Origin of the sequence: Pseudomonas sp. fls2-241-TYG-175, assembly GCF_030209155.1 — a bacterium.
GTDB lineage: Bacteria > Pseudomonadota > Gammaproteobacteria > Pseudomonadales > Pseudomonadaceae > Aquipseudomonas > Aquipseudomonas viridiflava.
Window position 1 is genome coordinate 145,738 of the sequence record NZ_JARVSO010000006.1, and the last position, 25,725, is coordinate 171,462.

Consider the following 25,725-nt stretch of genomic DNA (forward strand, 5'->3'; position numbering starts at 1 on the left):
TGGAATGAAATCATTACAATGGAATGATTTCATTACGAAAGATGCCTGCCTGACGGTTGTCCTCTGCAACAGTCGATTTTCCGTTATGCAGGCACACCCTGACGCGACCGCAAATAGAGTTCGAGTTCGTCCAACGGCAACGGTTTGCTGACCAGATAGCCTTGAATCTGATCGCAGTGGTTCTCGGTCAGGAAGGCTCGTTGCTCAGGGGTCTCAACACCTTCTGCAATAACTTTCAGATCCAGGCTGTGCGCCAACTCGATGATCGCTCGAGCAATGGCAGCGTCCTGCGGGTTGCTGGTCACTTCGCGGATGAAGGCAATATCGATTTTCAGCTTGTCGATGGGGAACCGGCGCAGGTAAGCCAGGCTCGAGTAGCCTGTGCCGAAGTCATCGATGGAAATTCTCACGCCCATGTTCTTGAGGGTTTGCAAGGTCGTGATGGTGTGCGAAGTGTTCTCCATCAGCGAACTTTCCGTCAGCTCGACCTCCAGCCACTTTGGGTCGACCTGATGCCGTTCAAGGGCCTGACCGATGTCAGTAATCAGGCCGCTGCCCTCGATCTGCTGGCCGGAGACGTTGACCGCCACTTGAAACGATCCCAGTCCTGAACGTTGCCACAGGGCAATCTGGGCGCAGACGCTGTCGATCATCCAGCTGCCCACCTCACCGATCAGCGCCAGGCTTTCCAGCACCGGTACAAACACGGCGGGCGATATTCTGGGTTGATCCGGGCGCGGCCAGCGCAGCAGGGCTTCAAGTCCGCAGATGCTGCCGTCTTCCAGGCTGACCTTGGGCTGGTAGGCGATTTCGAAAGCGCGTTGCTGGACGGCCTCACGCAGTGCGTTTTCAAGGTCCAGACGCTCCGAGACTTCGGTGTTCATCTGGGCGGTGTAGAACCGATAGCCATCCACCCCTTTCTTCTTGGCGTTGTTCATGGCCGTGTAAGCGTGGCGCACCAGTTCACGGGCGTCCTCGCCGTCCTCGGGGAACAGCGCGACGCCGATACTGGCGGTCATCACCACCCGCTGGTCTTCGATCTGGAAGGGCGTGCGCAAGGTGGTGCGGATGCGCTCCAGTATCTGGTGAGTATCGGCCTGACCTTCGCGGATCATCAGAATCAGCGCGAACTCATCGCCGTCCACCCTGCCCAGCGTGTCACTGGCATTCAGGCACCGCGCCAGACGTTTGCTGACTTCGAGCAGGGTCTGATCACCGAGCACGTGGCCCCAGGTTTCGTTGATGTTCTTGAAGCCGTCCAGGTTGACGGTCATCACCGCCAGCTTCCAGCGGCTGACGGCGGCCTGGGTCAGACCCATCTGCAGGCTGGTGTAAAACAGGTCGCGGTTGGGCAGGCCGGTCAGGCTGTCGTAGTGAGCCATTTTCAGCAGACGCTGATCGGATTCCTTGCGCCGGGTGATGTCGTGCACGATGCCGACGATGATCCAGTCGTTGCCCGCCTGATAGGCCTGGCGATGGATTTCCACTGACACATCCCGACCGCTCTTGTCGCGGATCATGGTTTCCAGTGGTTCGCTCGGGCCATTGCCGGCAATGATCTGGTCGTAGACCACTTCCAGCTGTTCCATGGAGCTGTCGCCCAGTTCCGCAGGCGTCTTGCGCTGCAACTCGTCTGCGGTATACCCCAGCAACTGGCAGGCTCGCCGATTGAATTCGATCAGGCTCATGGTGTTGCGGTTGATGAGGAAAATCGCATCGTCCGAGGCGTCCATCACCGAGCGAAAGCGCTCCAGGTCAATGGTCCGCTGCTGCAACTGATCCTCGAGGATCAGATTGTGGTCTTTCATGTAGTCGCCGAACGATTTGAGCCGCAGCAGGTTGCGTACCCGCAGCCACAGCTCGGCACTGTCCACCGGTTTGTTGAGGTATTCCTCGGCGCCCGCTTCCAGCCCGGAAATGCGCGCGCTGCGCTCGTCGAGTGCCGACAGCATGATGATCGGGATATTGGAAGTGGTCTTCCCGGACTTCAGCCGACTGGCCACTTCGTAGCCGTCCATGCCCGGCATCATGATGTCCAGCAGGATCAGGTCAGGCGCATGCTTCTCGACCATCTCCAGCGCCTGTTCGCCAGATTCCGCCGTCTGCGTCCGATACTGCTGATTCTGCAGGAGCACTTCGAGCAGATCGCGTACATGGACGTCGTCATCGACGATCAATATCGTTGCGTTGGTTTCGGGCATGACGAGCACTCAGGTGGTTGGCCGTTCGGGCGGATTCTTTGCCAGCAAGGTCTCGATGACCCGATACAGTTCCTTGTAACTCAGCGGCTTGGTGATGTAGGCATCACAGCCGGCCAGACGGATTTTTTCTTCGTCTTCTTTCATGGCCATGGCGGTCAGGGCAATGACTGGAATGGTCGCGGTCCTGGCATCACTCTTGAGCAGTGAGGTGGCCTGCAGGCCGTCCATTCCGGGCAAGTGAATGTCCATGAGGATCAGGTGCGGGTGACCCTCCTGCGCCAGTCTGAGGCCGGTCTCTGCATCGGTTGCTGCGGTCACACCATGCCCGGCGCTGGTCAGCAGTAACTCGGCCAGGCGCATGTTGGCTGCGTTGTCTTCGATGATCAGGATTTGGGCCACGGCGCCTCCACAGGTGTGTGTGCGCGAATCGGCAGCCAGACCACGAAACGTGCGCCCAAGTCCTTGACGCTGGCGACCGCGACACTGCCGCCGTGCAACTCGGCCAGCTGTTTGACCATTGCCAGGCCCAGCCCGGTGCCTTCGAATTTGCGTGACAGGCTGCTGTCGATCTGGCTGAAGGCCTTGAACAGTTTGCTCATGTCGCTTTGTGCAATGCCGATCCCGGTGTCGCTGACGCTCAGTTCCAGGAACTGATCATGCTCGCCGGCGGGCAACTCGAAGCCATGGGTTGGCCAGTCGCCCTTGATCGTGCCGGCCAGTGCGCGGGGCACCTGACGCACGGCCAGCGTGACCCAGCCGCCGGGCGAACTGAACTTCACCGCGTTGGCCAGCAGGTTGTAGACGATCTGTTTGGTCTTGCGCCGGTCCAGTTCCATCAGGCCGAAATCGGCTTCCGATTCCAGTTTGAGCTGAATGCTCTGCAGTGCAGCCTGCTCACGAACGATCAGCAGGCTGTTGCTCAGCAGCTCGCTCAGCTCGACCGGCTCCAGCTCCAGTTCCATCATGCCGGCCTCGACCTTGGACAGATCGAGAATGTCGTTGATCAATGACAGCAGGTGCTGGCCGCTGTTGAATATGTCGCCGATGTACTTGCGTTGCGTGTCGGTCATGTCGCCGACCATGCCGTCGCGCAGCGCCTCTGAAAAGCCGATCACGGCATTGAGCGGCGTACGCAGTTCGTGGGACATGGTCGCCAGGAATTCGGACTTCATGTGGCTGGCGTGTTCCAGCTCGACGTTCTTCTCTTCCAGGGTGCGTTCGAAGCGCTTGCGTTCGGTGACATCGCGGGCGGCGGCAAACACACCCTTGAGCTTGCGGTCGCGGTCGTGGAAGGTCGCGGCGTTATAGGACACCACGGTTTCGGTGCCATCGTAGGCGCGCACGGTGAGTTCGTAATCGCTGACGGTGTGTTCGCTGAGCACGCGCTTGATGGCGGCTTCGGCGCTGGCCGGGTCGGTAAAGAAGTTCTTGCACGGCGCGCCGATCAGTTCGTCACGGGTTCTTCCGGTCAGCGCCATCATCTGCTTGTTGACGTCGGAAATGATGCCCTGTGGGTCGGTCATCATCAGTGCATCGGTGTTCGACTCGATCAGCGACCGGGTGTAGAAGTGCTGATCGCGAAGCCGCTGGTCGAGCAGGGCCTGGGTTTCTTCTTCCTGCTTGCGCGCCGTGTTGTCGGTGCCGATCAGCAGGTAACCGATGATGGTTTCGTTGCTGTCACGCAACGACGTGACCGAGACCATGGCCGACAGACGACTGCCGTCCTTGCGGATGTAGGTCAGTTCGTAAATGTCTTCGATCCCGCGAGACGCTTTGAACACCAGTGCTTCGAAGCCTGGCGTGATGGGTGTGTTGAGTTCGTAGCTGAGGGCCGCCGCACGGGCGATCAGCTCGGTAGGGTCGGAGATGTCGGCCGGGGTGATCTTGTCGACCACATCTTCGGACTGATAGCCGAGCATGCGCTCGGCGCCGACGTTGAAAATCTGGATGACGCCGTGCTCATCGGTGGCGATGCTTGAAAAGTAGGCGCTGTTGAAAATCGCGTCCTGCAGCGCGCCTGTCTTGAGCAGGGATTTCTGACGACGTGATTCCGTGATCCTTTCGTCGCGAGACTCGGGTTCTACTTGCGGGGTTTGCATCATTGCTCCCGTGACTTCGTGAACCTTCCTGAGGACGAGGCTATACCGTCTGCGACCATCGGTCTAGCGACCGGCCACTCCAGAAAGTGTTGCCAGTCACACCTTGACTATCAGTGGTTTGCCACTAAATAGCTACCAATGGTTTGCTTCAGATTGGCCGTTTGTCGCTGCAGGCACGCTACCTTCAGGATTTGCCGGGAATGCCGTACTTGCGCAGCCGGTGGGCGATGGCGGTGTGCGAAGTGTGCAGACGCGTGGCCAGTTGGCGAGTGGAGGGATAGTCGGCGTAGAGTCTTTCCAACAGGTCCTTTTCGAAAGACTCCACGGCGTGCTCAAGGCTGTCGACTTCGACCGTGCTCTGGCCTGCAATAGCGGTGCCCGCGATGTCCAGATCGCCGATGTCCACCACGGCGCTTTCACTGATGGCTGCCGCGCGGAAAATCACGTTCTGCAGCTGCCGGACATTGCCAGGCCAGCGATTGCCCAGAAGGGCAGGGTAAGTACCGGGTGCCAGACGACAGACCGGTCGCTGGATCTGCGCGCAGGCCTGCTCCATGAAGTAGCGCGCCAGCAGCAGGATGTCCTGGCCGCGTTCGCGCAGGGGCGGCACTTCCAGGTTCAGGACGTTGAGGCGGTAGAACAGGTCCTCGCGGAAGGTGCCCTCGCTGACCATCTTTTCCAGGTCACGATGGGTGGCGCTGAGGATGCGCACATTGACCTTGACCTCGCGGTCGCCGCCCACCCGCCGAAAGCTGCCGTCGTTGAGAAAACGCAGCAGTTTGGCCTGCAGGTAGGGTGACATTTCGCCGATTTCGTCGAGAAATACCGTGCCCTGGTTGGCCAGCTCCATCAAGCCCGGCTTGCCGCCCCGCTGGGCACCGGTGAAGGCGCCAGGGGCGTAGCCGAACAGTTCGCTTTCGGCGAGGTTCTCTGGGAGCGCTGCACAGTTGAGGGCCAGAAACGGCTCGCCATGCCGGGCGCTGCTGGCGTGGCAGGCACGGGCAACCAGCTCCTTGCCGGTGCCGGTTTCGCCCTGAATCAGTAGAGGCGCATCGAGTGCGGCAATTCGCTGGGCACGCGCCTTGAGGGTGCGGATGGCCGGTGACTCGCCCAGCAGCGCATCGAAGCCTTCGGCGTGGTCGTGGTGCAGCGCTGAAAGGCGTTCGCCGATCCGGCTGGGCAGGTACAGCGTGATCAGCGCGCCCGCCTCGGTGATCGGTGTGGCATCGAGCAGCAGTGCTTCGCCGTTGAGGGTGATTTCGCGCAGCGGCAGACGAAAGCCGTTATCCAGCAACGCAGTGTGCAGGCTAGTGTCGGCGAACAGTTCACCAATGGGCTCGCCTGCGGGTTCGCGGCCGATCAGCGCGATCAGTGCCGGGTTGGCCAGCAACACATGCCCGGCACTGTCCAGCGCCAGCACCGGATCGGTCATCGCGGCCAGCAGCGCATCAAGCTGCAGGTGACGACGCTGACCGGGCAGGATGTCCACCACCGTGATCGCCTCGACACCCCGCACCCTGAACAGAGCGTCCTTGAGTTCTTCCAACATCTGATGGCTCAGGGTCGGCGCGTCGATATAGACGTTCGGCGGCACCATTTCCACGGCATCCAGATTCAGATTGCGCCCACCCAGAATCGCCAGCACTTCCTGGGTGATACCGACACGGTCGATGAAACTGACATGGATACGCATGAGGCAGAGCGGGTTCGCAAACGAGAGGCTGGCAAGTATGCCCTGTGGCGCGGCGTTTGGTGAAATTCAGCGTGATGACGAGAATGTGACGCGGAGCGTCACGGGCGGCATGCCCACGCGGAGTGAAGGCACGATCATCAACCTTGCACTGATCGTTCCCACGCTCTGCGTGGTAACGCCGCTCAGGACGCTCCGCGTCCGGTAGATGCCTTACTCCAGATGTTCAGGCTTCACCGGCTCGCCGGACTTGGCGTCCAGCTTGTCGCGGATGTCTTCGAACATGCGGTCGTAGTCCGGATGTTTGGCGATCGGCAGGGAATCGCTGTGGGGCAGACCATGCTTGAGGGCGATGCGTCCGGCGTCGTGGGCGAAGTTGAAAGCCAGGTCGCGGGGCAGGTCGAACGCTTCGGAAAAGCTCTTGCCATCGATCTCGCCCTCCATCGTGAAGTGCATGCCGGTTCCTTGCTTGGGATCCTGACTCACTTCGTAACGCAGATGAACGTCGTAAGCGATCTCCGATGGCTGGAACGCCGCGTGAGTCATGTGCAGATGGCCTGGCTCGAACATGGAGATTGCCCCATTGAAATTGAGTGTCCACGTAGGACACTGTTCGCATCAGGGCGGTTCAGCCGGATATCGGACCGCTCTTCAGCGCGAAGGCGGGCGCTCGGCCTTGACCGGCTCGGGGCGCGACCATATCCACAGATTGCCCAGCGCCATCCCGGCGATTGCCAAATACAGCCACCAGACATGAGTCAGCAGGCTCAGCATCATCACCGCGCAGAACAGCATGCTGACCGTGGCGCTGATCTTGGCGCGCCGGGTGACCAGTCGGCCGTTGCGCCAGTTGTAAAGGATCGGCCCGAACACGCGGTGGTTCTCCAGCCAGGCATTCAGGCGCGGCGAACTGCGTGTTGCAGCCCAGGCGGCCAGGAGAATGAACTCGGTGGTCGGCAGGCCGGGAATGAAAATCGCGGCAATACCAATGCCCAGGCTGGCATACGCGAGAATGCCAAACAGAAAGCGTGAAAGTCTGGAACCGGGTGGTTTGTACGTCATGGTCTCTACAGGCAGGTTCGAAAAGCCCGGCCAGCTTAACAGCACCGGGCGCTTTTTCATGCGTGTGCCACTTCGGCTGTCGGCGCATCGGCATAGGCGTGCTGCAGCAGAACGTTGAAACGCTCGAATGCAGCGACCGCGCCTTGATCCAGTTCGGCTTCCTGCTCGGCCGTGAAGGGCAGCTCGTCAAGGATTTTGACAAAGGTTTTCCAGCCTGCCGCTCGACCGCCAGCGGGCTCACCCAGATGCCGTGCGCCGAAGCTGTCACTGAGGTTCAGCGCCACGGCGCGTTTGATCAGGAACGCGGCACCCAGCTTGGAACCTTCTGAAACGAACAACCAGCCCAGCGCCTGCGCCAGGGACGGCTGATGCACGGCCCCGGCAACCGGCGAGGGCGTTTCAAGGCTCAGATCGGCAAGGTCGTCTCTGGCCTGTGCAGCCCGGCAGCGCTCAGGCAGGTCGGCGATGATCGCCTGAAGTGCCGGGTCGTTATACAGGCCCTGCAACTCAGCCTGAAACAGGTACTGCGCAACCACGAAGCGTGCGTAGCTGCCTAGGGTTTCGAAAGGGGCGTGCGCCTTGACTGCCTTGTCGAGCTGTTCGTGCGGGGCGTGGGTGATGTGATTGAGGCGTTGTGAACGCAGGACCGGACGGGTGGGATCAAGTGTCATCGAAGTCTTCCTTGCTGATCAATAGGGCATGTTGAATAGACGAATGGTCATCCTCGTGAGCGTAAAAAAAGCACGCCATCAGCCTCGACAGCGCGCTCTTCGGTCACGGTTCAGATGTCCCACACCACGTTGACGCTGAAGTTGCGGCCCGGCTGGGTCAGGCGGTCGAGGTTGGCGGGCGCGGTCACGCCTGCCTCGCCGACCCCGTCGTAGCCGCGCACGTCGTCCCACAGCCAGTACTGCTTGTCGGTGAGGTTGTAGAGGCCCGCGTTGACTGTCACGTCGTTGGTGACCTTGTAGTAGCCGGTCAAATCGAGGATGCCGAAGCCGGGCGTCTTGAACTGGCTGGAGGTGCCGTCCGGGGTGTGGAAGTTGCTGTCATCCACGGCGGTCTTGCGCTTGACCAGCGTCCAACTCAACAGACCCCCGTACTGGTTCTGGTCATAACCCAGGCCGAGTACGCCGGTCAGCGGGTTGACGCTGTTGATCGGCTCGCCGGTGTCGTTGTTACGGCCCTGGGCGTAGGCGATGGAGGCCTGGCTGTACAGGCCGTGCGGGGCACCGAAGCTGTCCAGGTTCAAGCGGCCCTTGAACTCTGCACCTTTGATGGTGGCGTGTCTGATGTTGTTGGACTGGAACGTGGTCTGGCTGTAACCGGGGGTGATCGCGTCTTCGTTGATGAAGTCGCGGTACTTGTTATAGAACACCGCGACGTCGAACGAGCCCGACTCGAAGCGGCCGCGCAGCCCGGTTTCATAACTTTTGCTCTTCTCCGGGTCCAGGTCCGGGTTGGGCTCGACCACATAACCGGCATTGAGATTTTCGAAGCGGCCATACAGCGCCTTGGCCGACGGGGTACGGAAACCTTCGGCGTACTGGCCGTACCATGTGTAGGCGTCGGTCAGCGCGTAGGTCACGCCGAATTTGGGCGAGACGCGATGCCAGGCCTTGCTCTCGTCACTCGCCTGGCTGGCGTCAGTGAGGCTGACCGAGTTGAGAAACGCCGGGGTGATCTTCGGATCGAGCTTCGTATAGTCGTAACGTACGCCCGGCATGAAGGTCCAGTCGTTCCAGCTGATCTGGTCCTGGGCGAACAGCGCGTAGCTGTTGATGGTCGGGTCCGGGAAGTCGCTGGTCGCCACCAGACGGTCGCTCGGGCTGTCGGCGCCCAGTACGCGACACGAGCCGAAGACACGGGCACAGGTGCCACTGCCGCTGCGCAGGCCGGTGACTTTCTGTTGTTTGAGGGTGGTGCCGTAAGTCAGCACGTGATCAGTGCTGGCGACCGAAAACGCCTTGTCGAGCTGTGCATCGAAAATCCACTGCTTTTCCTGATACACCGTCTCACGGTAGCGGTTCACGTCCCGCGAAAATGGGAAGTAGCGTTCCTGCGTGGTCTGGTCGGTCTTGGCGGTCTGGTAGTTGAGGCTCCACTTGACGTTGTCCACCAGCAGGCTGTCGAGGGCGAAGCTGTTTTCGATGCCGAAGCGCTCGCGGGTAATGGTGTCGTTGCCTTCCCGCGACTGATACATGCCCAGCCCGGTGCCATTGGCGAAAGGCCCGCCCACCGCACTTTTCTGATCGGTGTCGCGGTCATCCTTGTACTTTTCATAGGTCAGGCCCAGGCGCGAGCCGTCGCCGTAGTTCCAGCCCAGCTTGGCCAGCACGTTGGTGCTACGCACGTCTTCGGGGTTGGCTTCGGTGCGATTCAGGCCCGTGCCGCCCGTGCTGCCGTAGGATTCGGTTTCATGACCGTTACGCTGGCTCAGGTGCAACAGCCCATCGAAATCACCCTGACGTCCGGCCAGCGTCGCGGAGTTCAGCCAGCTGTCGTCGGCTGAGCTGTAGCCGGTTTTCAAGCGGGCACCAACGTCCTTGCCGGGTTTGATAACGTCGTCCGGGTCCAGCGTGTAATAGCTCACCACGCCACCAATGGCGCTGCTGCCATACAGCGCCGAGGCCGGGCCGCGCAGGATTTCCACGCGTTTGACGATTTCGGGATCCACGTAGTTACGGTGGGTCTGCGCGTAAGGGCCGGTAAAGAAACTGTCGGGCACTTCGACACCGTCGACCTGGGTCATGATCCGGTCGCCATCGATGCCACGAATGTTGTAGCCGGTGGTGCCTGCTTGCTGACCTGCGCCGCCGACCGAGACGCCCGGCTCGTTACGCACCAGATCACGAATGGTGTTGACGTTGCGCCGGTCCAGTTCCTCACGCGACTGCACGCTGACGGTGCTGGGCACGGTGGTCACGTCCTGCGCCTGACGCGTGGCGCTGACAGTGATCTGTTCGAGCGACATCACGCCTGCGATACGTTTTTCCAGCACCACGTTGTTATTGCCCAGCGATCGATAGCTCAACTGACTGCCTGCCAGCAGGTTTTCCAGTGCCCTGGCAGGCGTAAGGTTGCCGCTGGTGCCCGATGAGGTCACATTCTGCGTGAGGTCCGATGACACACCCACCTGCCAGCCGGTCACGCGACTGAACTCGTTCAGTGCCGACACCAGCGGCTGGCGCTCGATGGCAAATGTATAAGTGCCGACGGCGCGCGTGGGCTGAGCGTGTGTATTGGCAGCGCTTGCCGAAGTCATCGGCAGGCCCGCGCCCAGCACTGCCAGCGTCAGAAGGGAGAGGGTGAACCGTGCTCGATTGCGGGCAGTGGGTGTGGTGGTGGACGACATCGATAGCGCTCCCTGTGAGGTCTCGTTCTAGTATTGCGCAGAATTCTCATATGAGAATCATTTGTATTGGCAATGACTAGACGAACGACCTGCAGCTATCGAGTAAAAAAACTTTCTGTCAGTTGATGATCACCAGTGCGGGCATCTCGTGCACGCTTGCAGAAGTGATGTGCGCCAGCGAGCGAATCACGTCCAGCGGGTTGTCCAGGCGGTAATTACCGGTCACCGCCACATGGCCTCGTTGCGCATTGGTGTTGATGATCCAGCCGGGGTAGTAGCGGCGCAGTTCGGCCAACACCTCGTTCAAAGGGCAGTTATCGAAAACAAGGCGGCCTTGCACCCAGGCCAGATCGCGATTGGCGTCGAGTTTTTCCCGACTGCCGAAACCGCCAGGGCCCACGCGCACGCTTTCTCCGGCACCGAGGCTGACGCTGGAATCTCCACGAATGGCTTGTACGTTCACAGCGCCACGCTGCACTTGCACCTGAGCGATGCCATCCAGATAACGCACTGAAAAGTCGGTGCTGTCAGCTCGCATGCGCACCGGACCGGCCTCGATTTCCATCGGCAGGCCGGGACGGGCGGGTACGCTGAAATACGCCTCGCCCTGATACAGCCGCGCCGAGCGCTGGGTGTCGCCAACATTGCTGGACAACGCCGAATCGGTGTTGAGCAGTACCCGCGACCCGTCAGCCAGCTCCAGACGCTGACGTTCACCCACGACAGTCAGGTGGTCGGCCTGCAGGCGCAACGGCAGGTTACTGAAGTTCAATACGGCCAGTAGCAGAACGGCCGCTGTAGCTACGGGTTTCCAGTGGCGGCGGATGCGTTGCATCCTCGTCGGCTTGCGCGGCTCGGCAAGCTGCGCAGCTGCCTGCATCACGGAGGCACCGTTCCAGATCGACTTTGCCCTGTCGAACGCGCGGGCATTTTCAGGATCGGCACCGAGCCATTCCTGAAAGAGGATGTGCTGTTGTTCATCGACGCCCTCCAGCTCGATAAGCCAGTTCAGCGCCTGATCCATTGCGTGGTTGCTCAGCACGTCTTGCGCTGATGTTTCCGGAGTCACGGTGTTCCTCGACAGTTCTTATTCGGTATCGGCAAGGGCGAAGGATTTGCAGCCTGCGGCAGCACTCAGGGCGGGTCAAGCCTTGAGACGACCCCTACACAGATCGCCATGATCAGTTTCAGTTCTTTTTGTACGGTGCTGGCCGAGACATTCAACTGCTCGGCGATCTGCAGGTAACTCTGCCCGTTGAGCCGGCTGAGGGTGAAGATTGTCTGCTGGCGCGGGGTCAAGGTACTCAGGCTGGCGCTGAGGCTGTCGATCAAACGTTTGGCGTGGGCGGCATCTTCCGGCGTGCTGAGTTGGGCGACGACGCTTTCCAGTTGGGCGAGCGGAACGTCCTCGATCAGCGTACGGCCACGAATCCGCCGCGCGCGCAGATGATCCAGCGCCAGGTTGCGGGCGGTCTGGAAAACAAATGGCTCAAGGTGATCGATAGGGTGCTCGGTCAGCGCCCGGCTGACACGCAGCCAAGTTTCCTGCAAAAGATCTTCGGCAGCACTGCGGTTACCCACCATGCGCTGCAGCGTGCGCAATAGCACATCGCGCTGGGCGATAAAGACATCGTTGAAGTGAGACTGCGACACAGAAGGGCTCGACCGGCAAATTATTCAAATGATAATGCTTATCATCTTTGTGATCGGTCAAGTGAGGATTCAGGTTTATTTTGAGTGTTGAAGTTGCACATGCTCAGCAGGCTAGAGCACTCGGCTTATTGAATTCGCGTCTGTGCCATTTGTGACGCGGAGCGTCACGGGCTGCATGCCCACGCGGAGCGATGGGCACGATCAGTGTGCTGGAGATCATGATCGTTCCCACGCTCTGCGTGGGAATGCCTCTCAGGACGCTCCGCGTCCGCTCTTGAAGACACGAAGCGTCATGGACTGCATGCCGACGCAAAGCATCGGCACGATCAGGCAGGATGAATTACTCAGCGTTATGCAGCGCCAGGCAGTTGTCCAGCATGCGGTTGGAGAATGCCCATTCGTTGTCGTACCAGGACAGCACCTTGAGCAGTTTGCCGCTCACTTTGGTGTGGTTGGCATCGAAGATCGACGACAGCGGGTTGTGGTTGAAGTCGTGGGAGACCAGCGGCAGGGTGTTGTAACCCAGTACCTTGGAGTGCTGGCTGGCTTCTTTCATCAGCGCGTTGACTTCTTCAGCAGTGGTTTCGCGTTTCAGGGTGACGGTCAGATCCACCAGCGAAACGTTGATCACCGGAACCCGCACCGCCATACCCGTAAGCTTGCCCGCCAGCTCCGGCAGCACCAGGCCGACCGCTTCGGCGGCACCGGTCTTGCTCGGGATCATCGACTGCGTGGCCGAGCGCGCGCGGTACGGGTCGGTGTGGTAGACGTCGATCAGGTTCTGGTCGTTGGTGTAGGCATGAATGGTGGTCATCAGGCCGCTTTCGATACCCAGTTCACGGTGCAGCACCTGGGCAACCGGCGCCAGGCAGTTGGTGGTGCAGGAAGCGCTGGAGATGATCTGGTGCGACTGACGCAGCGTGTCGTGGTTCACGCCATAGACGATGGTCGCATCTGCGCCGCTGGCAGGAGCGGAGATGATGACCTTGCGCGCACCGGCAGTCAGGTGGGCGGAGGCTTTGTCGCGGCTGGTGAACAGGCCGGTGCACTCGAATACCACATCGATGTTCTGCGACTTCCATGGCAGCTCCGCAGGGTTGCGGATCGCGCTCACGGCGATACGGTCGCCGTTGACCGTCAGGCTCTCTTTGTCACACTCCACGGTGCCGCTGAACGGGCCGTGTACAGTGTCGAAACGCAGCAGGTGCGCGTTCATTTCGCTGTCGCCCAGATCGTTGATGGCGACGACCTGCAGGTCCTGTCGGTAACCTTGGGTATACAGTGCGCGTAGGACGTTGCGGCCGATGCGGCCAAAACCGTTGATTGCGATACGAAGAGTCATACAGCCGTCCTTCATAAATTTGTTGTTGGAATTACAAGATTATTCTCATAGAAATAGAAAACAAGCCTTTTTAGTGGCAATATTTTGTTTTATCTACAACTACAAGCCTGAAAGGCATGCCCCGTTGATCGAAACCAGGCCTTTGCGCGACAGCATTCGGACCCGATCATCGGAACCGTCTTTACGGGTGACCATAGACGTTAGCCTGGAGTTCATCACATGCATCCCCGCATTCTTGAGGTAACCGAGCGGCTGATCGCTCGCAGTCGTGATACCCGCGAGCGCTATCTTCAATTGATTCGCGGCGCAGCCAGCGAAGGCCCGATGCGCGGCAAACTCCAATGCGCCAACTTTGCTCACGGTGTCGCGGCGTGCGGTCCGGAAGACAAGCAGAGCCTGCGGATGATGAACGCCGCCAACATCGCCATCGTCTCCTCCTACAACGAAATGCTCTCCGCGCATCAGCCCTACGAACACTTCCCTAACCAGATCAAACAGGCTTTACGTGACATTGGTTCGGTCGGTCAGTTTGCCGGTGGTGTGCCGGCGATGTGCGATGGCGTGACCCAGGGCGAGCCGGGCATGGAGCTGGCGATTGCCAGCCGTGAAGTGATCGCGATGTCCACGGCCGTGGCGCTGTCGCACAACATGTTCGATGGCGCGCTGATGCTGGGCATCTGCGACAAGATCGTGCCGGGCCTGATGATGGGCGCACTGCGTTTCGGTCATCTGCCGACCATTTTCGTGCCGGGCGGGCCGATGGTGTCCGGCATTTCCAACAAGCAGAAAGCCGACGTTCGCCAGCGCTATGCCGAAGGCAAGGCGACCCGCGAGGAGCTGCTGGACTCGGAGATGAAGTCCTACCACAGCCCCGGCACCTGCACGTTCTACGGCACTGCCAATACCAACCAGCTGGTGATGGAAGTGATGGGCATGCACTTGCCTGGCGCTTCGTTCGTCAACCCGTACACCCCGCTGCGTGACGCGCTGACCACTGAGGCTGCGCATCAGGTTACGCGCCTGACCAAGCAGAGCGGCAGCTTCATGCCGATCGGCGAAATCGTCGACGAGCGCTCGCTGGTCAACTCCATCGTGGCCCTGCACGCTACCGGCGGCTCGACCAACCACACCCTGCACATGCCCGCCATCGCCATGGCAGCCGGTATCAAACTGACCTGGCAGGACATGGCCGACCTGTCGGAAGTCGTGCCGACCCTCAGCCACGTCTATCCGAACGGCAAGGCCGACATCAACCACTTCCAGGCAGCGGGCGGCATGTCGTTCCTGATCCGCGAACTGCTGGCGGCCGGCCTGTTGCACGAAAATGTCAACACCGTGGCCGGTTATGGCCTGAGCCGCTACACCAAGGAGCCGTTTCTGGAAGACGGCAAGCTGGTCTGGCGCGAAGGCCCGCTGGAAAGTCTGGACGAGAACATCCTGCGTCCGGTGTCCCGTCCATTCTCAGCGGAAGGTGGTCTGCGCGTCATGGAAGGCAATCTCGGCCGTGGTGTGATGAAAGTGTCCGCCGTGGCCCTTGAACACCAGATTGTCGAAGCGCCCGCCAAGGTGTTTCAGGATCAGCAGGAACTGGCCGACGCCTTCAAGGCCGGTGAGCTGGAGTGTGACTTCGTTGCAGTCATGCGTTTCCAGGGGCCGCGCTCCAACGGCATGCCGGAATTGCACAAGATGACGCCGTTCCTCGGCGTGCTGCAGGACCGTGGCTTCAAGGTCGCTCTTGTAACCGATGGACGGATGTCCGGCGCTTCGGGCAAGATCCCGGCGGCCATTCACGTTTGCCCGGAAGCTTACGTGGGCGGTCCTCTTGCGCTGGTGCAAGAGGGTGACGTGATTCGCGTCGATGGCGTGAAAGGAACGTTGCAAGTTCTGGTCGAAGCGTCAGAATTGGCCGCCAGAGAACCCGCCACCTGCCAGATCGACAACAGCGTCGGCTGCGGTCGGGAGCTGTTTGGATTCATGCGCATGGCCTTCAGCTCCGCAGAGCAGGGCGCTTGCGCCTTTACCTCTAGTCTGGAGACGCTTAAGTGAAGTTGGCCCTGGTCGGTGATATAGGCGGTACCAATGCTCGTTTTGCCATCTGGGAAGACGACACGCTGCATTCTGTCCGCGTATTCCCGACCATCGACTACATCGGTCCGGAAAAAGCCATCGAGGTCTACCTGCAGGACCTCGAGCTCAAGCGTGGCGACATCGGCTACGTCTGTCTGGCGGTTGCCGGACCCGTGGATGGCGATCTTTTCCAGTTCACCAACAGTCATTGGGAGCTGAGCCGCAAGGCGTTTTGCGAAGACCTGAAAGTCGACCACCTGCTGCTGATCAATGATTTCACCGCCATGGCGCTGGGCATGACCCGGCTCAAGGACGACGAGTACCTGACGGTCTGTCACGGTGTCGGCAAGCCGGATCGCCCACGCGCCGTGGTCGGACCTGGCACCGGGCTGGGGGTCGGCACGCTGATCAAGGAAAGTGACACGCGCTGGCTGGCGTTGCCGGGCGAGGGGGGGCATGTCGACCTGCCGATCGGTACCGCACGTGAAGCGCTGCTGTGGACGCGGCTGATGGCCGAGCACGAGCATGTCAGCGCGGAAGTGGTGCTCAGCGGTGCAGGCCTGTTGCTGCTCTATCAGGTCAGTTGCGCGCTGGATGACATCGAGCCTGAGCTCAAGTCACCGGCGGCTATCACCACGGCAGCGCTTGCAGGCGATCCGGTGGCTGCGGCTGTGCTGGACCAGTTCTGTGTGTTTCTGGGCCGCGTGGTCGGCAATCAGGTGCTGACGGTGGGCGGCCTGGGCGGTGTCTACATCGCTGGCGGCGTGGTGCCACGCTTTACCGACTTCTTCATGAACAGCGGCTTCAAGCGCGCGCTCGCCGAAAAGGGCGTGATGAGCGATTATTTCAAGGGGTTGCCAGTCTGGCTGGTCACCGCTGAATATCCCGGCCTGATGGGCGCGGGGGTTGCGCTGCAACAGGCCTTCGGTTCAGACATCTGAACCGCGTCCCTAACAACAAAATCAACAGCCAACGAGGACGCCTTCACGTGAGTTCAGTCAGTAAATCGATCCTGCTGGTGGATGACGACCAGGAGATTCGGGAGTTGCTGGACACCTACCTGAGCCGTGCCGGTTTTCAGGTTCGCACGGTCGGCGACGGCGCAGGTTTTCGTCAGGCGTTCAACGAGGCGTCCAGCGACCTGCTGATTCTCGACGTCATGCTGCCCGACGAAGACGGCTTCAGCCTGTGCCGCTGGGTGCGCCAGCATCCGCGTCAGCCGCATGTGCCGATCATCATGCTCACCGCCAGTTCCGACGAGGCCGACCGGGTCATTGGTCTGGAGCTGGGCGCCGACGATTACCTGGGCAAGCCGTTCAGCCCGCGCGAGCTTCAGGCGCGCATCAAGGCGCTGCTGCGCCGCGCGCAGTTCGGTCAGGAGCGTCCCGGTGGCGACGTTATCCTGTTCGACGAGTGGCGCCTGGACATGGTCAGCCACCGGCTGTTTCACAACGACGGCGAAGAAGTGATCCTGTCGGGCGCCGACTTCGCCTTGCTCAAGCTGTTTCTGGATAACCCTCAGCAGATTCTGGATCGCGACACCATTGGCAACGCCACCCGTGGCCGCGAGCTGATGCCATTGGAGCGCATCGTTGACATGGCGGTCAGCCGTCTGCGTCAGCGGCTGCGTGACACAGGCAAGTCGCCTCGTCTGATCCGGACCGTGCGCGGCAGCGGATATCTGCTGGCCGCCAACGTCAACGCACAAGCAGGCAGCGGCTATTAACACGCCGGTGGCAGGCCCTAAAAAACGCAGCCTGCCGCTACCGCGTTCGCTGCTCGGGCGAATGCTGCTGTTGACCCTGTTGGCGGTGTTGATCGCCCAGACGCTGTCTAGCGTGATCTGGTTGTCGCAACTGCGAGCCACCCAGATGGAAGGGCTGGTGACCAGTGCGCGTAGCCTGGCGTACTCGATGGCGGCCAGCGTCAGTTACTTCCGTTCCCTGCCGCTCGCCTATCGCCCGCTGGTGCTGGATCAGTTGCGCAGCATGGGCGGCACGCGCTTCGTGGTGTCGCTCAACGATCACCCGCTGGACATGCAGATCCTGCAACCCACGCCGCGCAAACAGGCGGTGCTCGATGTGGTCGGCCAGGTGCTGCGTCAGCACTTGGGCAACGATCCCGACATTGCCGTGTGGTTCGTCAAACCCGATGATCTGCGAATCTTCAACAGCGGGCTCAAGCTCGACGAGTTGCCGCGTTCCTGGGCGCATTACGCACTGACCCTGGAGCCGGTCAACCCGCCGGTGTTGGTTACGCAGATCGAAATGGCGCCCGGCGAATGGTTCTACATCGCCTCGTTGCTGCCCGAGCCTTACACCACCCTCGAAGAGCAGGATCTGCCGATTCAACAGGTCTGGTTCATCGGCCTGACCAGCGCGTTTCTGCTGCTGTTCATTGGCCTGCTGGTGCACTGGCAAAGCCGGCCGCTCAAGCGTCTGGCGCGTGCTGCGCGGGACATGTCACTGGGCGCGGATGTCGAGCCGGTGGTGGAGGGCGGCGGCAGTGAAGTGGTCGAAGTGAGCCGTGCCTTCAATGCCATGCGCACCCGGATCAGTCGCTACCTGACCGAGCGCGGCCAATTGTTCAGCGCCATTTCCCATGACCTGCGTACGCCGATTACTCGCCTGCGCCTGCGTGTCGAGCTGCTTGAAGACGAGCAGATGCAATACAAGTTCGGACGCGATCTCGACGAACTGGAGCTGCTGGTGAAGGGCGCGCTGCAGTGCGTCAAGGACACTGATATCCATGAAAACATCGAGCAGGTGGACCTCAACGTGCTGCTCGACTGTCTAGTCGAGCCCTATCTGCGTCCCGACGGAGAAGGGCGTGTCACTCAGACCGGCGCAGCCCTGTCCTGCTATCCCGGCAAGCCGCTGGCCCTCAGGCGCTGCATCGGCAATCTGATCGACAACGCTCTCAAGTACGGTGACCGGGCGCACCTCAAGGTCGAGGACAACGCGCTGGCCTTTGTGCTGCATGTCGATGACGAAGGGCCGGGTGTGCCTGAACAGAGGCTGGAGCATGTATTCGAGCCGCATTTCCGTCTGGCAGGCGGCAATCAGCAGGGTTACGGGCTTGGGCTGGGTATCGCGCGCAATATCGCTCATAGCCATGGCGGAGAGGTGAGCCTGCAGAATCTTCGCGAAGGCGGGCTGCGCGTCACGCTGTACCTGCCGCGTACATCAGAGTGATATCGAATGTAACCATCCGGTGACATTCGCGCATCCCTTCGTTACCGTCCTCGCGATTCGCTTGGTTAGACTCCCACGAAGCGCAAGCACCAGACTTGCTCATGCATAACAACAAGAAAGGTCAATTCGATGAATTCAATGTCACGCCTCGCCGTTGTCATCTCCCTCGCCTCCCTGTTCCCGCTGAGCTCCCATGCTGCTGATGCCAAAGGCACTGTAGAAGTCGTGCACTGGTGGACCTCGGGTGGCGAAAAAGCTGCGGTTGATGTCCTGAAAGCGCAAGTTGAAAAAGACGGCTTCACTTGGAAAGACGGCGCCGTGGCCGGTGGTGGTGGTTCCACTGCCATGACCGTGCTCAAAAGCCGCGCCGTTGCCGGCAACCCGCCTGGCGTTGCCCAGATCAAAGGCCCGGACATTCAGGAATGGGCGTCCACCGGTCTGCTCGACACCGACGCGTTGAAAGACGTCGCCAAGGCAGAAAAATGGGACTCGCTGCTGGACAAGAAAGTCTCCGATACCGTGAAGTACGACGGTGATTACGTTGCCGTGCCGGTGAACATTCACCGCGTCAACTGGCTGTGGATCAACCCTGAGGTCTTCAAGAAAGCCGGCATCGAAAAAGCGCCGACCACCCTCGAAGAGTTCTATGCCGCTGGCGACAAGCTGAAGAAAGCCGGTTTCATTGCGCTGGCTCACGGCGGTCAGCCGTGGCAGGACAGCACCGTGTTCGAAGCGGTCGTGATGTCGGTCATGGGGGCAGACGGTTACAAGAAAGCCTTGGTCGACCTCGACAAGGACGCACTGACCGGCGAAGGCATGGTCAAGTCGCTCACCGAACTCAAGAAAGTCGCGACCTACATGGACGCCGACGGGAAGGGTCAGGACTGGAACCTGGAAGCGGCCAAAGTCATCAACGGCAAGGCCGGTATGCAGATCATGGGTGACTGGGCCAAGAGTGAATGGACCGCCGCCAAGAAAGTCGCGGGCAAGGATTACCAGTGCGTAGCCTTCCCGGGCACCGACAAGGCGTTCACCTACAACATCGACTCGCTGGCAGTGTTCAAGCAGAAGGACAAGGGCACGACCGCTGCCCAGCAGGACCTGGCCAAGGTTGCGATGGGTGAGGACTTCCAGAAAGTCTTCAGCATCAACAAGGGCTCGATTCCGGTTCGTGAAGACATGCTCAATGACATGGCCAAATACGGCTTCGATTCCTGCGCGCAAACCGCAGCCAAGGACTTCCTGGCGGATTCGAAAACCGGCGGTCTGCAACCGAGCATGGCGCACAACATGGCCACCTCGCTGGCAGTCCAGGGCGCGTTCTTTGATGTGATCACCAATTACATCAACAACCCGTCAGCCGATCCGGCCGCGACCGCCAAGCAATTGGCCACCGCCGTCAAGTCAGCCCAGTAATCCGCATAACCTGACGTACCGCCGCAGTTGGTGCGGGTGGAATCGAAACCCGATTCCACCCGTGCCTGTGGCCTGAATTCGATACACCGAATGGGATACTCCCGATGAGCTCTGTCGCTGTGTTCAGCAAAGCCTCGCCACTGGATACATTGCAACGCTGGCTACCGAAACTGGTGCTGGCGCCAAGCATGTTCATCGTGTTGGTTGGTTTCTACGGTTACATCCTGTGGACGTTCGTCCTTTCGTTCACCAACTCGACGTTCCTGCCGTCCTACAAGTGGGTCGGTCTGGCGCAATACGCGCGCCTGATGGACAACGACCGCTGGTGGGTCGCGAGCAAGAACCTTGCAGTGTTCGGTGGCATGTTCATCGGCATCAGTCTGGTGATCGGTGTCTTTCTGGCGATCTTGCTGGACCAGCGCATCCGTCGCGAAGGCGCGATCCGCACTATTTATCTGTACCCGATGGCGCTCTCGATGATCGTCACCGGTACGGCCTGGAAGTGGCTGCTCAACCCGGGCCTGGGCCTGGACAAGATGCTGCGCGACTGGGGCTGGGAAGGCTTCCGCCTGGACTGGCTGATCGATCCTGACCGTGTGGTGTATTGCCTGGTGATCGCCGCTGTCTGGCAGTCGTCCGGCTTTGTGATGGCGCTGTTCCTGGCCGGCCTGCGCGGTGTCGATCAATCGATCATCCGTGCTGCGCAAATGGATGGCGCGAGCCTGCCGATGATCTACTGGCGTGTGGTGCTGCCAAGCCTGCGTCCAGTGTTCTTCAGTGCGGTGATGATCCTGGCGCACATCGCGATCAAGAGCTTCGATCTGGTGGCCGCGATGACGGCCGGTGGCCCCGGTTACTCCTCGGACCTGCCCGCCATGTTCATGTATTCCTTCACCTTCAGCCGTGGCCAGATGGGCATGGGTTCGGCGAGTGCGATTCTGATGCTCGGCGCGATCCTGGCGATTCTGGTGCCGTACCTGTACTCCGAGCTGAGGACCAAGCGCAATGACTAGTCTTGTAGGCAAGCCAGGCATCAGCCTCAGCCGCGTGGTGATTCACGCCGTGCTGTTGCTGGCCTGTTTGATTTATCTGGTTCCGCTGGTGGTCATGCTGTTCACCAGCTTCAAGACTCCGGAAGACATTGGCACCGGCAACCTGTTGAGCTGGCCGAGCGTCGTCACCGTCATCGGCTGGGTCAAGGCCTGGGACATCGTCGACGGCTATTTCTGGAACTCGCTGCGCATCACCGTTCCGGCGGTGATCATCTCCACCGCCATTGGCGCACTCAACGGCTACGTGCTGTCGATGTGGAAATTCCGCGGCTCGCAACTGTTCTTCGGCCTGTTGCTGTTCGGCTGCTTCCTGCCGTTCCAGACCGTTCTGCTGCCTGCGTCCTTCACGCTGGGCAAGATGGGCCTGGCCAACACCACCACGGGCCTGGTGTTCGTTCACGTGGTCTACGGTCTGGCATTCACCACGCTGTTCTTCCGTAACTACTACGTCAGCGTGCCGGATGCGCTGGTGCGCGCCGCACGCCTGGATGGCGCAGGTTTCTTCACCATCTTTGGCCGCATCATCCTGCCGATGTCGACGCCGATCGTGATGGTGTGCCTGATCTGGCAGTTCACCCAGATCTGGAACGACTTCCTGTTCGGCGTGGTGTTCTCCAGTGGCGAATCGCAGCCCATTACCGTGGCGCTGAACAACCTGGTCAACACCAGCACCGGCGCCAAGGAATACAACGTTGACATGGCGGCGGCGATGATCGCCGGGCTGCCGACACTGCTGGTGTACGTACTGGCTGGCAAGTATTTCCTGCGTGGGCTCACAGCCGGCGCGGTCAAGGGGTAATCATGGCGACTCTCGAGCTACGCAACGTCAACAAGACCTACGGCACCAACCTGCCGGACACGCTGAAGAACATCGAACTGTCGATCAAGGACGGCGAGTTCCTGATCCTGGTCGGTCCGTCCGGTTGCGGCAAATCCACCCTGATGAACTGCATCGCGGGCCTGGAAAACATCACTGGCGGCGCGATCCTGATCGACGGCGAAGACGTCAGCGGCACCAGCCCGAAGGATCGCGACATCGCGATGGTGTTCCAGTCCTACGCGCTGTACCCGACCATGAGCGTGAGAGAAAACATCGCGTTCGGCCTGAAAATTCGCAAGATGGCGCCTGCTGCCATTGAAGAAGAGGTGGCACGGGTCGCCAAGCTGCTGCAGATCGAGCACCTGCTCAACCGCAAGCCGGGCCAGCTGTCCGGTGGTCAGCAACAGCGTGTGGCCATGGGCCGTGCCCTGGCACGCCGTCCAAAGATCTACCTGTTCGACGAACCGCTTTCCAACCTCGACGCCAAGCTGCGCGTCGAGATGCGTACCGAAATGAAACTGATGCACCAGCGTCTGAAAACCACCACTGTGTACGTGACCCACGACCAGATCGAGGCCATGACACTGGGTGACAAGGTCGCGGTCATGAAGGATGGCATCGTCCAGCAGTTCGGTACGCCCAAGCAGATCTACAACGACCCGGCCAACCTGTTCGTGGCCAGCTTCATCGGCTCGCCGCCGATGAACTTCATCCCGCTGCGCCTGCAACGTCAGGACGGCCGTCTGGTTGCGCTGCTCGATAGCGGTCAGGCGCGCTGCGAGCTGCCGGTTGGCGTCAGCGACGCGGGTCTTGAGGATCGGGAAATCATTCTGGGCATCCGCCCCGAGCAGATCACCCTGGCGAGCGGCGAACCTACCGCGCTGCCGACCATTCGCGCCGAAGTCCAGGTCACCGAACCGACCGGTCCGGACACGCTGGTGTTCGTCACGCTGAATCAGAGTAAAGTCTGCTGCCGTCTGGCGCCGGACGTTGCGCCACAGGTCGGCGAAAGCCTGACCCTGCAATTCGATCCTTCGAAGGTTTTGCTGTTCGACGCCAAGAGCGGTGAGCGTCTGGGCGTGCTGGGAAGTCAGCCTTCGGCTGAGCGTGTCAACAATGTTTCCCAGTTGAGCCGCAAGTGATAGCTTGATCCACCCGAGCACAGCTGGCGGGTCGCCTTTCGCTCAGGCAAGCGACCCACCAGCGAACACGAAGCAGTGTTGTAAGACGTAAACCAAAGCTAATAACAATAAAACGAGGATTGATGGGATGAAGAAGATCAACAAGGCTAAATCGCATTTCCGGCTGCAGTTGGTAGGCAAGCTGTCCGTTATTGGTGCAATGAGCCTGGCAGGTAGCGCTCATGCGGCAGATGCGTTTTCCTACGACTCACCATGGATGACCGGTGACTGGGGCGGAAAACGTACCGAGCTGCTCGACAAGGGTTACGACTTCTCGCTGGAATACGTGTCCGAGATGGCCAGCAACATCAAGGGCGGCTACAACGATGACAAGACCGGCCGTTACAGCGATCAGTTCGCGCTGGGCATGAAGGTCGATCTGGAGAAGGTGCTGGGCTGGAACGACGCTGAATTCAAGCTGGCGATCACTGAGCGTAGTGGCCGCAACATCTCCAACGACCGCATCGGCGATCCTCGCGCCGGCACCCTCAGCTCCTCGCAGGAAGTCTGGGGTCGTGGTCAGACCTGGCGTCTGACGCAAATGTGGGTCAAGCAGAAATACTTCGACGGCGCGCTGGACGTCAAGGTCGGTCGTTTCGGACCGGGCGAAGACTTCAACAGCTTCCCGTGCGATTTCCAGAACCTGTCGTTCTGCGGCTCGCAGGTCGGTAACTACGTGAACACCTGGTACAACTGGCCAATCAGCCAGTGGGCCTTGCGCGTGAAGTACAACATCACGCCTGAAGTGTATGCGCAGATCGGCGTGTACGAGCAGAACCCGTCGAACCTGGAAACCGGCAACGGCTTCAAGCTCAGCGGCAGCGGCACCAAAGGCATGATCCTGCCGGTGGAACTGGTCTGGACACCTACCGTCAATTCGTTGCCGGGTGAGTACCGTGTCGGCTTCTACAAGAGCACGCCGAATGCCGACGATGTCTATGAAGACGTCAACGGTCAGCCTCAGGCTGTTACCGGCGCTGCGTTCAAGTCGCATGACAGCAAGAAAGGCTGGTGGGTCGTCGCTCAGCAACAGCTGACTGCACACAACGGCGATGCCTCGCGCGGTCTGAGCATCTTCGCCAACGCCACCGTGCACGACAAGGAAACCAACTTTGTCGACAACTACCAGCAGATCGGTTTCACCTATAAAGGTCCGTTCGATTCCCGTCCGAAGGATGACATCGGCATCGGCTTCGCCCGTATCCACGTAAACGATGATGTTCAGGATCGCCGCCGTCTGCAGAACCAGATCAACAACATCAACGACTACGACAATCCGGGCTTCCTGCCAGTGCAGCAGACCGAATACAACTCCGAGATCTACTACGGCTTCCACGTCACCAACTGGCTGACCGTGCGTCCCAACCTGCAGTACGTCAAGCACCCAGGCGGTGTTGACAAGGTTGACGATGCCATCGTGGCAGGTCTGAAGATTCAGTCGAAGTTCTGATTCGGGACTTACATGAATCATGAATGACGCATAGAGCGATCAAGGGTCGTGTGTGCTTTGCGGGCAGCCTGGCTGCCCGTTTTTTATTGGCTTGAATTCCCCTTTTTTTCAGGACGCGACTGGCGATGACTTCCGACGACGCGCAGATTTCCGAGCATCCCCTGCAACGCTTCTTCCGATCCCGCCGCGCCCGTCCGACGTTCGAGTGGGAGCGCCACCAGTTGCGCGATGTGCTGGTGATCGACCATCCGCAGTGTCAGGCGGTGTTCAGTCGGCAGGGCGCGCAGTTGTTGCACTTTCAGCCCCGCGACCAGAAGCCCTGGCTCTGGTGCGCGGCGCAATGGCCGCAGGTAGGGGCGATTCGGGGCGGAGTGCCGGTTTGCTGGCCCTGGTACGGGCGGCATCCGGGCGAAAACGGCTGGCCGGCCCATGGCTGGGGCCGTTTGCTGGACTGGAAGCTGATCGACAGCAGCGAAAGCGAGGCGGGCGTGAGCCTGCATTGGCGCTTGCAGCTCTGCGACTGGCAGGCCGACCTGCATGCCGAGCTGGGGCAGGGCATGGAGCTGAGCCTGAGCACCTGCCATGAAGACAGCGAACCCTGTCATTTCAGTCATGCACTGCACGCCTATTGGCGCATCAGCGACGTTGCCCAGGTGGCGCTGCAAGGTCTGGACGGTGCGCCGGGCTATGACGAACTGAGTCGTCAGGCGTGCCAACAACACGGTGCGCTGCGGGTGGCGGGCGGCTGCCAGCGAGTCTTCGAGCACGAGGGCGCGTTACAGCTTCAGGATCCGGCCTGGGCGCGACAGTTGAACATCGACACCGGCGACAGCACCAACACCGTCGTCTGGCACCCCGGTAGCCGTCCATTGCTGGGCGTGTGTGGCAGCGAGACCGCAGGCTTCGTTCGCGTGGAAGCGGCATCAGGCAGCGGCGAAAGCTTCAGCCTTGCGCCAGGGCAGCACGCGCAGCTCAAGCTACAGGCGCAGTTGGCGTATTGAGCGTTCGCTTGCGAATGTGACGCAGAGCGTCACGGGCGGCATGCCCACGCAGAGCGATGGGCACGATCAGTGCGCGGTGATGGATGATCGTTCCTCACGCTCCGCGTGGGAATGCCTCTCGGGACGCTCCGCGTCCGCTCTC

21 protein-coding genes are annotated in these 25,725 nt (G+C 60.5%); 10 read left to right on the plus strand and 11 right to left on the minus strand.

The features are described 5' to 3' along the window. Positions 1-83: 83 nt before the first annotated feature. The 11 genes from QRN20_RS06605 to gap form a co-directional block, all read right to left on the minus strand. Positions 84-2,201, minus strand: a complete 2,118-nt coding sequence (locus QRN20_RS06605; RefSeq protein ID WP_058432820.1) for an EAL domain-containing response regulator — start codon at positions 2,199-2,201, stop codon at positions 84-86. Positions 2,202-2,210: 9 nt separating this feature from the next. After that, positions 2,211-2,600: a response regulator gene (locus QRN20_RS06610; RefSeq protein ID WP_029241869.1), complete on the minus strand. Its 390-nt coding sequence runs from the start codon at positions 2,598-2,600 to the stop codon at positions 2,211-2,213. Beyond that, positions 2,585-4,303, minus strand: coding sequence for a PAS domain-containing sensor histidine kinase (locus QRN20_RS06615; RefSeq protein ID WP_088235857.1), 1,719 nt, complete (start codon positions 4,301-4,303; stop codon positions 2,585-2,587). The genes QRN20_RS06610 and QRN20_RS06615 overlap by 16 nt, the downstream gene beginning before the upstream one ends. 181 nt (positions 4,304-4,484) lie before the next feature. After that, on the minus strand, positions 4,485-5,993 hold the full coding sequence (gene gcsR / locus QRN20_RS06620; protein ID WP_088235856.1) for a transcriptional regulator GcsR: 1,509 nt from the start codon (positions 5,991-5,993) through the stop codon (positions 4,485-4,487). Positions 5,994-6,203: 210 nt separating this feature from the next. Further along, complete coding sequence (locus QRN20_RS06625) at positions 6,204-6,560, minus strand: DUF5064 family protein (RefSeq protein WP_285360039.1); 357 nt, start codon at positions 6,558-6,560, stop codon at positions 6,204-6,206. A gap of 81 nt (positions 6,561-6,641) precedes the next feature. Continuing rightward, positions 6,642-7,112: a YbaN family protein gene (locus tag QRN20_RS06630; RefSeq protein ID WP_025995009.1), complete on the minus strand. Its 471-nt coding sequence runs from the start codon at positions 7,110-7,112 to the stop codon at positions 6,642-6,644. Next, positions 7,109-7,723 carry a biliverdin-producing heme oxygenase gene (locus tag QRN20_RS06635; RefSeq protein WP_122588652.1) on the minus strand — a complete coding sequence of 205 codons (615 nt, stop codon included), beginning with the start codon at positions 7,721-7,723 and terminating at the stop codon, positions 7,109-7,111. The genes QRN20_RS06630 and QRN20_RS06635 overlap by 4 nt, the downstream gene beginning before the upstream one ends. A 110-nt stretch (positions 7,724-7,833) precedes the next feature. Next, the gene (locus tag QRN20_RS06640; protein WP_122588653.1) at positions 7,834-10,407 is read right to left on the minus strand and encodes a TonB-dependent receptor; all 2,574 of its coding nucleotides are present in this window, start codon (positions 10,405-10,407) and stop codon (positions 7,834-7,836) included. 118 nt (positions 10,408-10,525) lie between these two features. Then, a complete protein-coding gene (locus tag QRN20_RS06645; protein ID WP_370454387.1) occupies positions 10,526-11,491 on the minus strand; it encodes a FecR family protein in 966 nt (321 codons plus the stop codon). A gap of 50 nt (positions 11,492-11,541) precedes the next feature. Further along, the gene (locus tag QRN20_RS06650; RefSeq protein WP_025995013.1) at positions 11,542-12,060 is read right to left on the minus strand and encodes an RNA polymerase sigma factor; all 519 of its coding nucleotides are present in this window, start codon (positions 12,058-12,060) and stop codon (positions 11,542-11,544) included. A gap of 340 nt (positions 12,061-12,400) precedes the next feature. Next, positions 12,401-13,402, minus strand: coding sequence for a type I glyceraldehyde-3-phosphate dehydrogenase (gene gap, locus QRN20_RS06655; protein ID WP_025995014.1), 1,002 nt, complete (start codon positions 13,400-13,402; stop codon positions 12,401-12,403). A gap of 219 nt (positions 13,403-13,621) precedes the next feature. On the opposite strand from gap, the gene edd reads away from it, so the two are divergent. From edd to QRN20_RS06705, 10 genes are all read left to right on the plus strand, one after another. Beyond that, positions 13,622-15,448, plus strand: a complete 1,827-nt coding sequence (gene edd / locus QRN20_RS06660) for a phosphogluconate dehydratase (protein WP_004878554.1) — start codon at positions 13,622-13,624, stop codon at positions 15,446-15,448. Then, the gene (locus QRN20_RS06665) at positions 15,445-16,410 is read left to right on the plus strand and encodes a glucokinase (protein WP_004878557.1); all 966 of its coding nucleotides are present in this window, start codon (positions 15,445-15,447) and stop codon (positions 16,408-16,410) included. Before edd ends, QRN20_RS06665 begins: the two co-directional genes overlap by 4 nt. 47 nt (positions 16,411-16,457) lie before the next feature. Next, positions 16,458-17,195 (plus strand): response regulator, encoded by a 738-nt coding sequence (locus tag QRN20_RS06670; RefSeq protein ID WP_004878560.1) that lies wholly within the window; start codon positions 16,458-16,460, stop codon positions 17,193-17,195. Between the two features lie 61 nt (positions 17,196-17,256). Next, the gene (locus QRN20_RS06675; protein ID WP_004878562.1) at positions 17,257-18,663 is read left to right on the plus strand and encodes an ATP-binding protein; all 1,407 of its coding nucleotides are present in this window, start codon (positions 17,257-17,259) and stop codon (positions 18,661-18,663) included. A gap of 129 nt (positions 18,664-18,792) precedes the next feature. After that, entirely contained in the window at positions 18,793-20,079 is a 1,287-nt protein-coding gene (locus QRN20_RS06680) for an ABC transporter substrate-binding protein (protein ID WP_122606695.1), read from the plus strand. Positions 20,080-20,183: 104 nt separating this feature from the next. Beyond that, positions 20,184-21,092: a carbohydrate ABC transporter permease gene (locus QRN20_RS06685; RefSeq protein ID WP_004878565.1), complete on the plus strand. Its 909-nt coding sequence runs from the start codon at positions 20,184-20,186 to the stop codon at positions 21,090-21,092. Beyond that, positions 21,085-21,930 (plus strand): carbohydrate ABC transporter permease, encoded by an 846-nt coding sequence (locus QRN20_RS06690; RefSeq protein WP_025995015.1) that lies wholly within the window; start codon positions 21,085-21,087, stop codon positions 21,928-21,930. Before QRN20_RS06685 ends, QRN20_RS06690 begins: the two co-directional genes overlap by 8 nt. Positions 21,931-21,932: 2 nt before the next feature. Continuing rightward, complete coding sequence (locus QRN20_RS06695; RefSeq protein WP_029241967.1) at positions 21,933-23,093, plus strand: ABC transporter ATP-binding protein; 1,161 nt, start codon at positions 21,933-21,935, stop codon at positions 23,091-23,093. Between the two features lie 127 nt (positions 23,094-23,220). Next, a complete protein-coding gene (locus QRN20_RS06700; protein ID WP_285360040.1) occupies positions 23,221-24,582 on the plus strand; it encodes a carbohydrate porin in 1,362 nt (453 codons plus the stop codon). Positions 24,583-24,707: 125 nt separating this feature from the next. Next, positions 24,708-25,583, plus strand: a complete 876-nt coding sequence (locus QRN20_RS06705; protein WP_058431882.1) for a D-hexose-6-phosphate mutarotase — start codon at positions 24,708-24,710, stop codon at positions 25,581-25,583. Positions 25,584-25,725 lie beyond the last annotated feature (142 nt).